Genomic DNA, 12,443 nt, shown 5'->3' with positions numbered 1-12,443 from the left:
CGCCCGTAGGGTCGAGGGCATGAAGATCCACGCTGAAGCCCTGCTGTTCGACAACGATGGAACGCTCGTCTCATCCCTTGAGTCGGTCGACCGGTGCTGGACCCGATGGGCGCAGGAGTACGGCATCACGGCGGAGGACTTCGCCCGGATCGAACTGCACGGCCGCCCCGCCGTCGAGATAGCCGCCGACCTGCTGGCCGCCGACATCGTCCCCGAGGCCCTCGCGCGCATCGAGCAGCTGGAGGTCGAGGACGTTCCGGGCGCAGTCGAGGCGCTGCCCGGCACCCTCGCGCTGCTCGGCGCCTTGCCGGCCGAGCGCTGGGCCGTCGTCACCTCCGCCACCCGACGGTTGGCCGAGGCCCGGCTCGACGAGGTCGGCATCCGCCCCAAGACGCTGATCGCGGCCGACGACATCACACGCGGCAAGCCCGACCCCGAGCCCTACCTCCTGGCCGCCCGCGAACTGGGCGTCGACCCGGCCCGCTGCGTCGTCTTCGAGGACGCCCCCGCCGGTCTCCAGGCGGGCCGCGCCGCCGGCATGACCACCGTGGCGTTGGCCACAACCCACCAGGCCCACGAGCTGGACGCCGACCTGGTGGTCAAGGACCTTTCGGCCCTGTCCGTACTGGTCACGGCCCAGGGGATGGAGATCTCCGCCCGAGGCTGAATGGTGTCCACCGCTGTCCGGTATTCGGACAGCGATGGCAGGCCCCTCCCGTGGGTCTGCTTTACTTGATCCCATGACCACGACGAGCAGCCGCACCCTTGCGACCGAGGCGACCATGACGCCCGGTGCTCGTTGTATGTGTCGAATGTGCGCCTTCTAGAGGGCCCCCGCACCACCGCCTGGTCTCGCGCCCCGAAGCGAGACCGCCGCGCCCTGTCCGTACCGCGTACGTGACCGAGGCTGCCCCGCGCACAAGTTCTCCCCCCCCGGTTCCCTCCGGTTCCATCGCCATCGCGAGAACCGTGCCGCGTTCCCGACCGAATGCACCCGTGCCCGGCGCACACCCACGCCCTGCACTCGACAGTGACGGAAACCCAGTGATCACGACAACGGGCCTCACCAAGGTCTACCGCTCGCGCGGCCGTGAAGTGACCGCCCTCGACGGCGTCGATCTGCATGTCCGCGAAGGCGAGGTGTACGGCGTCATCGGCCAGTCCGGTGCCGGCAAGTCCTCGCTCATCCGCTGCGTCAACCTCCTGGAGCGTCCCACCTCCGGCACGGTCACCGTCGCCGGACAGGACCTCACCGCCCTCGCGGGCCACGGCCCGCGCGCGGGACGGGAGCTCCGCAAGGCGCGCAGCCGCATCGGGATGGTCTTCCAGCACTTCAACCTGCTGTCCTCGCGCACCGTCCAGGACAACGTCGAGCTGCCGCTCGAAATTCTCGGCGTCTCCGGCAAGGAGCGCAGCCGCAAGGCCCTCGAACTCCTCGACCTCGTCGGCCTCTCCGACAAGGCGAAGGTCTACCCGGCGCAGCTGTCCGGCGGCCAGAAGCAGCGCGTCGGCATCGCCCGCGCGCTCGCCGGCGACCCGAAGGTGCTGCTCTCCGACGAGGCGACCAGCGCCCTCGACCCGGAGACCACCCGCTCCATCCTCCAACTGCTGCGCGACCTGAACCGGCAGCTGGGACTGACGGTCCTGCTCATCACCCACGAGATGGACGTCGTCAAGACCATCTGCGACTCGGCCGCTCTGATGGAGAACGGCAGGATCGTCGAATCGGGCACCGTCAGCGAACTGCTCGCGACGCCCGGCTCCGAACTGGCCTCCGCGCTCTTCCCGGTCAGCGGCGACGCCTCCGGCGACGACCGCACCGTCATCGACGTCACCTTCCACGGCGAGGCCGCCACCCAGCCCGTCATCTCGCAGCTCTCGCGCACGTACAACATCGACATCTCGATCCTGGGCGCGGCGATGGACACCGTCGCGGGCAAGCAGGTCGGCCGGATGCGCATCGAGCTGCCCGGCCGCTACGAGGACAACGTCGTGCCGATCGGATTCCTGCGCGAGCAGGGCTTGCAGATCGACATCCAGGGCCAGGCGCCCGTCCTGGTGAAGGAAGGTGCCAAGTGACCTGGTCGGAGATGCAGCCGCTGCTGTCCCAGGCGTGTTGGGACACGCTCTACATGGTCGGCTGGTCCACGCTGATCGCGACCGTGGCCGGCCTCCCGCTCGGCATCCTGCTCGTCCTCACCGACCGCGGCGGACTCCTCCAGAACGTCGTCGCGAGCAAGGTGATCGGGCAGGTCGTGAACATCGCCCGCTCGATGCCCTTCATCATCCTGATGGTCGCGCTGATGAACTTCACGCGCACGATCACGGGGACGACGATCGGTCGCGAGGCCGCGATCGTGCCGCTCGCCATCGGTGCGATCCCCTTCTTCGCGCGGCTCGTCGAGACGGCTGTTCGCGAAGTGGACGGCGGGCTCGTCGAGGCCGTGCAGTCGATGGGGGGCAACACCTGGACCGTCGTCCGCAAGGTCCTCGTACCGGAGTCGCTGCCGTCGCTGATCTCCTCCGCGACCACCACGATCGTCGCCCTCATCGGCTACTCGGCGATGGCCGGCACGGTCGGCGCCGGAGGCCTCGGCGACATCGCGATCCGCTACGGCTACCAGCGCTTCGAGACCGGACTGATGTGGATCACGGTCGCCATCCTCGCGGTCGTCATCTCCGTCATCCAGTTCGCCGGCGACTACGCCGCCCGCGGGCTGCACCGGCGCGGCGGGCACTCCGGTACCGCGCCGAAGCTGCGGCTGCTGAAGGTCAAGGCGCCGACTGCCGAAGTCGCCACGGCCGAGGCCGGCAAGGTCTCCTGACCCCCTCCCCGAACTCCCCGTACCACCCAAGACGGGGTCGCTCCACCCATAAGGAAAGGCACTTTTCGTGCGTAACACCGCCAAGATCACCACCGCCGTCCTCGCCGCCGGAGCCCTCACCTTCGGGCTCACCGCCTGCGGCTCGGACAAGGACTCCGCCTCCTCCGACACCAGCGGTCCGCTGGTCGTCGCCGCGAGCCCGACCCCGCATGCCGAGATCCTGAACTTCGTCAAGAAGAACCTGGCGAAGAAGGCGGGCCTCGACCTGGAGGTCAAGGAGTTCACCGACTACGTGACGCCGAACACGGCGACCGAGGACGGCTCCGTGGGCGCCAACTACTTCCAGAATCAGCCGTACCTCGACGACTTCAACAAGAAGAACGGCACCCACATCGTGCCCGTCGTCACGGTGCACCTGGAGCCGCTCGGCCTCTACTCCCACAAGGTCAAGAGCGCCGACGCCCTGAAGAGCGGTGCGACGATCGCCGTCCCCAACGACAGCGTCAACGAGGCCCGTGCCCTCAAGCTGCTCGCAGCGAACGGACTCATCACGCTCAAGGACGGTGCGGGCAACGAAGCGACCCCCGCGGACATCACCAAGAACCCGAAGAACCTCAAGTTCAAGGAGCTGGAGGCGGCCCAGACCCCGCGTTCCCTGGACGATGTCGACGCCGCGGTGATCAACGGCAACTACGCGATCGAGGCCGACCTCAAGCCCGCCAAGGACGCCCTCGTCCTGGAGTCCGCGAAGAACAACCCGTACGGCAACTTCCTCGCCGTCAAGAAGGGCAACGAGGACGACCCGCGCGTGAAGAAGCTGGCCAAGCTCCTCACCTCGCCCGAGGTCAAGAAGTTCATCGAGGACAAGTACGCCGGCTCCGTCATCCCGTCGTTCTAGTCGGTCCTGCCGGTCACCTCCGGCTGACGCGCCCTTGGTCACCGCACGGGGTCCACTCCATCACTTGGAGTGGACCCCGTGGTGCAGTTCAGTGCTTTCATGCTGCATGCTGGGCAGTTCAGCGGGCCCTGAGGATTCCGCGGGCCCCAAGTCCCCGAAGGTTACGGAGCGGCGCATGACGAGCACCTTCCCCGACATCTCCATCAGCACGGAGCGGTTGGTCCTGCGTGCGCTCGACGAGGACGACGTACCCGCCCTGGCCGAGATGATGAACGACGAGATGGTGGCGGCCTGGACATCGGTGCCGCAGCCCTTCACCGAGGACGGCGCCCGCACCTGGATCACCGAGTACGCGCCCACGGAACGCACGCAGGGCCGCGGACTCGACCTCGCCGTCACCGAGTTCCTCACCCAGCGCCTGGTCGGCGTCATCCAGCTCGGCAAGACGAACTGGCATGTGCGGTCCACCGAACTCTCGTACATCATCGCCCCGTGGGCGCGCGGCGAGGGCTACGCCTCCGAGGCGGCGCTCGCCACCGCCCAATGGCTCTTCGGAGACCAGAAGTTCGAGCGGATCGAGTTGCGTACGGCGGCCGACAACACCGCCTCGCAGCAGGTCGCCCAGAAGATCGGCTGCATCAGCGAGGGCGTGCTGCGCAACGCCTGTATAGCGCGCACCCGCACCGAGGACGGAACCTGGGTCGATCTGCGCACCGACTTCATCGTGTGGAGCCTCCTGCCGGAGGACCTCGAGGGCGTCGGTGATCAACTCGCCGACACCGGTGGTTTCACGTCGTTCTCCGACTGGAACTGAGAACTACGGGAGCCGCGCCCCGGGAACCTGGAACCGCCTACCTGAATCCGCGGGACCGCTCCCACGCGCCGGAGCCCGTCACGGCACTGCCCAGCCGTACCAGGTACCCTCACGGAGCCCGCTCTCGGGCTGGCCCCTGACGACCTGCGAAAACCTTCTGGAGACTGACGACGATGGCCGACCGGGTCACGGTGATCGGCTGGGACGGCTCGCCGCTGACCGCCGCGGCGCGCTCCGCACTCGGTGCCGCCACGCTGGTGGCCGGCGCGGCCCACCACCTCGCGCTGCCCGAGGTGCCCCGGGCCGCCGAGCGCATCCGCCTCGGCAGTGTCTCCCTCGCCGCTCGCCGGATCGCGAACCACCGGGGCACCGCCGTCGTCCTCGCCGACGGGGACCCGGGCTTCTTCGGTGTCGTACGCACCCTGCGGGGCCCCGAGTTCGGCCTGGAGGTCGAAGTGGTGCCCGCCGTCTCCTCGGTGGCCGCCGCCTTCGCCCGCGCTGGAATGCCCTGGGACGACGCACAGGTGGTCGTCGCACACCCCCGCACCCTACGACGCGCGGTGAATGTGTGCCGCGCCCACACCAAGGTCGCCGTTCTCACCTCGCCGGGCGCCGGCCCCGCCGAACTCGGTCTGCTCCTCGAAGGAGTGCACCGCACCTTCGTCATCTGCGAGGAACTCGGCACCGCCCGCGAACAGGTCACCGTCGTCACCTCCGACAAGGCCGCCGACCACACCTGGCGCGACCCCAACGTCGTCATCGTCATCGGCGCCTTCAGGGCCGCGGCCGAGGGCGGCGGCTGGATCGCCGGACGCGATCCGGGCAACGGGCCGCGCGGCTGGGCAATGCCCGCCGAGGCGTACGGCGGTGCGCTCGGCGAAGGAGAAACGGATCTGCTGCGCGCCGCCCAACTCGCCCGCCTGGGCCCGCGCGTCGGCGACCTCGTGTGGGACATCGGCTCCGGCAGCGGCGCCTTCGCCACCGAGGCCGCACGCACCGGCGCCGCCGTCATCGCGGTCGACCGCAACCCCGGTTCCTGCGCCCGCACCGAGGACTCCGCCCGCCGCTTCGGTGTCCAGGTGCAGATCGTGCATGGCGCCGCGCCGCACATTCTCGAGAACCTGCCCGAGCCCGATGTCGTACGCGTCGGGGGCGGGGGAGTGGCGGTGGTCTCGGCCGTCGCCGACCGCCGTCCGCAGCGCATCGTGACGCACGCCGCCACCCGCGACGCAGCCGAACTCATCGGCCGCGACCTGACGGAGCACGGCTACGAGGTCGAGTGCGCCCTCATTCAGTCCGTCGAACTCGATACAAGGGCCTGGACGGAGAAGGAACGGAGCGTCGCGTTCCTGCTCAGCGGCCGTCTGCCGGATCGCGCCCCGTGATCCTGTTGTCGTACTGCGCGCGGTAGGCTGGCCGATCGTTGTACCGCTCCTGGGTGATCGGCCTTTCGTCGGTCAATGTCCGGAAAGCGCGCCCGTTTTGAGGCGTGTGTGGTACGGCAGAACCGGAGGACGCGCAACGTGGCGCAGTCCACAGCGGGCCCTCGCGGATCGAGGTGTCGCGAAGGCGGGATGACCGGGACAATGCCAGTAAGTGGCTTTGTCGTCTTTGTTGGCCGGTCGTTCGTGCCGCTGGGCACGCACGCTCGTTCTTCACAGTGGGGCGGTCGGTGCGCCGTTCCGGGCGAGCTGGACTTGGAAGCACTAACCGATGGGCGAGGGGTACGCATGACCGACACCGGCCAGGTCCCGGGCGAGGGACTGCCGGAGAACGCAGGCATGGTGGAGCAGCCGGGCGTCACCGCGCCGGGCGCGTACACCTTCCTCGACCCCTCCGAGAACCCCGCCGAGGACGACGACCTGCTCCTGATGCCGGGCGCGCCGGGAGCACAGGGCGCGTGGGGCAACGAGGTGCCGCCGCCGGCCCCGATGCCGTTCGTCCACGAGCCGGGTTCGCACGAGCCGGGCCCGCACGAGATGGCCGGACGCGACAGCGGCTCGGTCGACCTCGGCGGAGTCCGTATGCCGAACGCGGCGCCCGCCCCACAGCCGATGCCGCAGCGCCGCCCGCTGCACCTCGGCCCGCCGACGCCGGACGGCTCCGCGAGCCCGGTGCGCTCGCTGGCCGACCGCGGCCCTGCGGGTGCGCCGGTCCCCCCCACCGCTCCTGTGCCCGCCACTCCCGTAATTCCCCCACGGCACGCGGGTCCGCCGACGGTGGGACCGGAGTACCTCGATGTGTCGCAGTTCGGGGAGACCCCGCCGCAGGGCGCGGTGCCGTGGGGCGCTCCGCCCGTGGCCACAGAGGTGGGCGCTGCAGAAACGGTCGTCCCGGAGACGGGGCAGACGCCCGGGTCCGTACCGACCACCGAGTCCGTGCCGGCCGTCGCGACGGGGCCGGCCACCGAGGCCGGGACGGTCCCCGAGGCGGACCAGGTCGAGGATGTGCCGCAGTTCGTGGACCCGCAGCAGGCTCCGGAGGCCGCCGAGGTCCCGGGGCTCGCGCACGATCCACGGATCCCGGAGGCCGCCGAGGCCCCGGCGCAGGCACCCCAGGCTCCGGGGGCCCCGCTCGCCCTCCAGGAACAGGCGGGCGCCCAGGCCCCCGAGGCCGCGGCCGCAGTGGACGGCTCGCTGGATCCGCAGGTCCCGTCGGATCCGCAGACTCCGGACACGCCCTTCCCGGCAGCTCCGGGGATGCCGCACGCCCTCCAGGCGACGGACGACATCGGATACGTCGGACACTCGGGCGACGCCCAGACACCCGCACCCGATGTCGCACAGTCCCAGATCCCGTCGGACGGCGAGCACTTCACGCCCGCGCAGAACCTTGCCCCGGCTCCGGACCTCGCTCCCGTGCCGGACCTCGCGTCCGAGCAGGGTGCGCAGGCAGCGCACGTGACCCGGCCGCAGAGCGCGGAGCGGGCCACCGTCGACCCGGTCGCACACGGAGCCGAACAGGCCGAGCCCGCGGCCCAGTTCTCCGCCCAGCCCGCCCAGTTGGCGGACCCTGGTGTCCACATCCCGGAACCGGCCGCCCAGTTCACGGACACGGCATCCCACGCGGAGGCTGCGCAATCGCTCGCGGCAGCCGCGGTGCACGCTCCCGAGCCCGCGCAGGCCGTGCTCTCGGTGGACGCCTCGCACGGCCGGGCGGTCCCCGGCCTCGAAACCTTCCCGGTCGAGCAGTTCACGGACCAGGCCGCGTTCTCCGAGACCGGTGCCGCCGAGGTGTCACACGGTGTCCCGGTGGGTGTGGCCGCCCACGCGGAGGCCGCACAGGCATCCGCGGGCCGGCCTCAGGGCGAGCAGAGCTTCCCCGGTGCCGCCGGCGGCGACGCGGCAGGAGCGTCCGGATTCCCGGACACCCCCCTGGAGCCCCACGCGGACCAGCCTCTCGGCCAGTTCGTGCCTGTCGAAGGCCAGGTGCCGACGACCCCGCACCTGGCCCCGACCCCGCCGCACGCCATGACCGTGCCGCCCCTCCCGGCGGAGGAGCAGCCCCCGGCCGAGGAGCCCGCGGAGGAGATGATCGTGGTGGCGCCCGCCCCGGTCGAGGAGGCCGCGGAGGAACCCTCGGAGACTCCCGTCGAGGAAGCGGAGCAGATCGCTCCGGCAGTCGTGCCGGCGCCCCGCGAACCGCAGGGCGAGACCGAGACCGAGACACCCCCCGTACCGGAGCCGCTCCCCGCGGACCCGGAACCCGTAGTCACACAGCAAGCGGACGACCTGGACACCCAGGTCGCCGACCAGGAAGAGAGCACGGCCGCAGTGGCAGACGTACGAGAGTCCACCGGCCCGGCGGCCCCCGGTTACGACGACGCCGAGCGCGAGGCGGTGCTGCGCGTGATGCGCGAGCGCCGCGACATCCGCAACGGCTTCCGCAGCGACCCGATCCCGCACGACGTGCTCCTCCGTGTCCTGGAGGCCGCGCACACCGCGCCGTCCGTCGGCCACTCCCAGCCCTGGGACTTCGTCGTCATCCGCTCCGCCGACACCCGTCGGAGCATGCACGAACTCGCCCAGCGCCAGCGCGAGGCGTACGCCAAGTCGCTGCCCAAGGGCCGCGCGAAGCAGTTCAAGGAACTGAAGATCGAGGCCATCCTCGACACCCCGGTGAACATCGTCGTCACCGCCGACCCGACCCGCGGCGGCCGCCACACCCTGGGCCGCCACACCCAGCCGCAGATGGCCCCGTACTCCTCCGCGCTCGCGGTCGAGAACCTCTGGCTCGCGGCCCGCGCCGAGGGCCTCGGCGTCGGCTGGGTCAGCTTCTTCGACGAGCGCGAGATGGTCCGTGCCCTCGGCCTGCCCGAGCACCTGGAGGTCGTGGCGTACCTCTGCGTCGGCTACGTCGACGAGTTCCCGGACGAGCCCGAGCTGATGCAGGCCGGCTGGTCCAAGCGCCGCCCGCTGTCGTGGGTCGTGCACGAGGAGACGTACGGCCGTCGCGCGCTGCCCGGCGAGGAGCCGCACGACCTGCTCGCCGAGACGGTCTCGAACATCCGCCCGCTCGACGCCAAGGCGCTCGGCGAGGCGTGGGAGCGTCAGAAGCGGATGACCAAGCCCGCGGGCGCGCTCGGCATGCTGGAGATCATCTCCGCACAGCTGTCGGGCCTGTCGCGGATGTGCCCACCGCCGATTCCGGAGCCCGCCGCCGTCGCGATCTTCGCGGGCGACCACGGCGTGCACGCCCAGGGCGTCACCCCCTGGCCGCAGGAGGTCACCGGCCAGATGGTGGCCAACTTCCTGGGCGGCGGCGCGGTCTGCAACGCGTTCGCCAACCAGGTGGGCGCCGAGGTCTGCGTCATCGACGTGGGCGTCGCCTCCGACCTGCCCGCGACCCCGGGCCTCCTCCCGCGCAAGGTCCGCGCGGGCACCGCCGACATGACGACGGGCCCCGCGATGACTCGCGAAGAGGTCACGGCTGCCATCGAGGTGGGCATCGAAACGGCCCGGGACCTCGTGGCGGCGGGCAACAAGGCCCTCCTGACGGGCGAGATGGGCATCGCCAACACCACGGCGTCGGCGGCCCTGATCTCGGTCTTCACGGACACCGACCCGTCCGAGGTGACGGGCCGGGGCACCGGCATCAACGACGAGACCCTGGCCCGCAAGACCGAGGTCGTGCGCCGTGCCATCGAACTCCACCAGCCGGACCCCGCCGACCCCATCGGCGTCCTCGCGGCCATCGGTGGCCTCGAGCACGCCGCCATGGTCGGCCTCCTCCTGGGCGGCGCCTCCCTCCGTACGCCGGTCATCCTGGACGGCGTCAGCGCCGGCGCCGCGGCCCTCGTGGCCCGCGCCATCGCCCCCGAGGTCCTCGCGGCCTGCATCGCTGGCCACCGCAGCGCGGAACCCGGCCACGTGGCGGCCCTGAACAAGCTGGGCCTGCGCCCCTTGGTCGACCTGGACCTCCGCCTGGGCGAGGGCACGGGCGCCCTCCTGGCCCTCCCGGTGGTCCAGAGCGCGGCACGGGCGATGCACGAGGTGGCGACCTTCGATTCGGCAGGGGTAACCGAAAAGTAGGCACAAGGGCTGTGCCGACTCGTTCCGCAGGTCGGAACGAGTCGGCACAGCCCGCCCACCGGGCCGCACTGGCGGGGCCCGGTGGCAGAGCCCCCGGTTTCGGGAAGGGGCGGGCTTGGGGAAAGAACCCCCACCCACCCCGGCCCCCACCGAGCCCGCACCTTAAAATCCCCACGTCAGGGGCCACTCCAGAGCCGCAGAGGCCCCGCCTACGCACCACCCCGCACGAGGGAGCCGCACCGCTATGGCCGAACACCCCGCCTACCCCGTAGGCCTCCGCCTCACCGGCCGCCGCGTAGTCGTCCTCGGCGGCGGCCAGGTGGCCCAACGCCGCCTCCCGGCACTCATCGCGGCAGGCGCGGACATCCACCTGGTCTCACCGGAGGCCACACCTTCGGTGGAGGCGATGGCGGACGCGGGTGAGATCACCTGGACGAGGCGCCCGTACGAAGAAGGCGACCTGGCCAACGCCTGGTACGCCCTGATCGCGACCAGCGATCACGAGGCGAACACCCGGGCCTCCGCCGAAGCGGAGCGCCACCGCGTCTGGTGCGTCCGCTCCGACGACGCCGACGCGGCGACGGCGTGGACCCCCGCGACGGGCCACAGCGAGGGCGTGACGGTCGCGGTCCTGACGACGCAAGCCCGGGGCCGGGACCCCCGCCACACGGCGGCGATCCGCGACGCAGTGGTGGAGGGGCTGCGCGACGGCACCCTGGTGGCGCCGCACCACCGCACCCGCACCCCCGGCGTCGCCCTGGTCGGCGGCGGCCCCGGCGACCCGGACCTGATCACGGTCCGCGGCCGCCGCCTGCTCGCCGAGGCCGACGTGGTCATCGCGGACCGCCTCGGCCCGCGCGACCTGCTCGCCGAACTCCCGCCGCACGTCGAGGTGATCGACGCGGCGAAGATCCCGTACGGCCGTTACATGGCCCAGGAGGCCATCAACAACGCCCTGATCGAGCACGCCAAGCAAGGCAAGTCCGTCGTGCGACTCAAGGGCGGCGACCCGTTCGTCTTCGGCCGCGGCATGGAGGAGGCCCAGGCGCTCGCCGAGGAGGGCATCGCCTGCACGGTCGTCCCGGGCATCTCCAGCTCGATCTCGGTCCCGGGCGCGGCCGGCATTCCCGTCACACACCGGGGTGTCGCCCACGAGTTCACGGTGGTCAGCGGCCATGTCGCCCCCGACGACGAGCGGTCCCTCGTCGACTGGCCGTCCCTCGCCAAGCTCCGCGGCACGCTCGTCGTCCTCATGGGCGTCGACAAGATCGGCAAGATTGCCGAAACCCTGGTCGCGCACGGCAAGCCGGCCGACACCCCCGTCGCCCTGGTCCAGGAGGGCACGACCGCCGCGCAGCGCCGCGTCGACGCGACCCTGGCGACGGTCGCCGAGACCGTACGGACGCAGGACGTGAAGCCGCCGGCGGTGATCGTCATCGGCGAGGTCGTGAACGTGGGCGTGCAGAGCCCGCACAAGGCTTCTGAGTAACCACGGGTAACCCAACCCGTTCCCAGCCGTTGGCACCGCACCCAGGACAAGGCAGTATCACCCTGTGGCCGATCTCATCACCGTTGAGAACCCCGACGACCCACGTCTGCGCGACTACACGGGCCTGACCGACGTGGAACTGCGCCGCAAGCGCGAACCCGCCGAGGGCCTGTTCATCGCCGAAGGCGAGAAGGTCATCAGACGGGCCAAGGACGCCGGGTACGAGATGCGCTCGATGCTCCTGTCCGCGAAGTGGGTCGATGTCATGCGCGACGTCATCGACGAGCTCCCGGCTCCGGTCTACGCGGTCAGTCCGGACCTCGCCGAGCAGGTCACCGGCTATCACGTGCACCGCGGCGCGCTCGCCTCGATGCAGCGCAAGCCGCTGCCGACGGCCGAGGAACTCCTGCAGTCCGCGCGCCGCGTCGTCGTCATGGAGTCGGTCAACGACCACACCAACATCGGCGCGATCTTCCGCTCCGCCGCCGCTCTCGGCATGGACGCGGTCCTGCTCTCCCCGGACTGCGCGGACCCGCTCTACCGGCGCTCCGTGAAGGTCTCCATGGGGGCCGTCTTCTCGGTCCCCTACGCGCGTCTCGACTCCTGGCCCAAGAGCCTGGAGACGGTCCGCGAGGCCGGCTTCAACCTGCTCGCGCTCACCCCGGACGAGAAGGCGAAGTCCCTCGACGAGGCGGCCCCGCACCGCATGGACCGGGTCGCGCTGATGCTCGGCGCGGAGGGCGACGGTCTGTCCACGAAGGCCCTGATGGCGGCGGACGAGTGGGTCCGCATCCCGATGGCCCACGGCGTCGACTCGCTCAACGTGGGCGCGGCGGCCGCGGTCGCGTTCTACGCGGTGGCGACGGGCCGCCCGCAGCCCTGACGT

General features: G+C 71.2%; 9 protein-coding genes. All 9 read left to right on the top strand.

Translation table 11 applies throughout. The features are described 5' to 3' along the window. Nucleotides 1–19 precede the first annotated feature (19 nt). Nucleotides 20–667: an HAD family hydrolase gene (locus ACIBK0_RS06915; protein ID WP_399076435.1), complete on the top strand. Its 648-nt coding sequence runs from the start codon at nucleotides 20–22 to the stop codon at nucleotides 665–667. 377 nt (nucleotides 668–1,044) lie between these two features. Then, on the top strand, nucleotides 1,045–2,079 hold the full coding sequence (locus ACIBK0_RS06910; protein ID WP_399076433.1) for a methionine ABC transporter ATP-binding protein: 1,035 nt from the start codon (nucleotides 1,045–1,047) through the stop codon (nucleotides 2,077–2,079). Then, entirely contained in the window at nucleotides 2,076–2,825 is a 750-nt protein-coding gene (locus ACIBK0_RS06905; RefSeq protein WP_399076431.1) for a methionine ABC transporter permease, read from the top strand. The genes ACIBK0_RS06910 and ACIBK0_RS06905 overlap by 4 nt, the downstream gene beginning before the upstream one ends. 67 nt (nucleotides 2,826–2,892) lie before the next feature. After that, a complete protein-coding gene (locus tag ACIBK0_RS06900; protein ID WP_399076429.1) occupies nucleotides 2,893–3,723 on the top strand; it encodes a MetQ/NlpA family ABC transporter substrate-binding protein in 831 nt (276 codons plus the stop codon). 175 nt (nucleotides 3,724–3,898) lie between these two features. Then, entirely contained in the window at nucleotides 3,899–4,537 is a 639-nt protein-coding gene (locus ACIBK0_RS06895; protein WP_399076427.1) for a GNAT family N-acetyltransferase, read from the top strand. Between the two features lie 173 nt (nucleotides 4,538–4,710). Further along, complete coding sequence (gene cbiE / locus ACIBK0_RS06890) at nucleotides 4,711–5,922, top strand: precorrin-6y C5,15-methyltransferase (decarboxylating) subunit CbiE (protein WP_399076425.1); 1,212 nt, start codon at nucleotides 4,711–4,713, stop codon at nucleotides 5,920–5,922. A 345-nt stretch (nucleotides 5,923–6,267) separates the two neighbouring features. Then, a complete protein-coding gene (cobT, locus tag ACIBK0_RS06885) occupies nucleotides 6,268–10,068 on the top strand; it encodes a nicotinate-nucleotide--dimethylbenzimidazole phosphoribosyltransferase (protein ID WP_399076423.1) in 3,801 nt (1,266 codons plus the stop codon). 244 nt (nucleotides 10,069–10,312) lie between these two features. After that, nucleotides 10,313–11,557 (top strand): uroporphyrinogen-III C-methyltransferase, encoded by a 1,245-nt coding sequence (gene cobA, locus ACIBK0_RS06880; protein WP_399076421.1) that lies wholly within the window; start codon nucleotides 10,313–10,315, stop codon nucleotides 11,555–11,557. 64 nt (nucleotides 11,558–11,621) lie between these two features. Beyond that, a complete protein-coding gene (locus tag ACIBK0_RS06875; protein ID WP_399076418.1) occupies nucleotides 11,622–12,440 on the top strand; it encodes a TrmH family RNA methyltransferase in 819 nt (272 codons plus the stop codon). Nucleotides 12,441–12,443 lie beyond the last annotated feature (3 nt).

Origin of the sequence: Streptomyces sp. NPDC050564 (assembly GCF_044457265.1) — a bacterium.
Taxonomy (GTDB): domain Bacteria; phylum Actinomycetota; class Actinomycetes; order Streptomycetales; family Streptomycetaceae; genus Streptomyces.
This window is presented reverse-complemented; position numbering and strand designations above follow the sequence as displayed.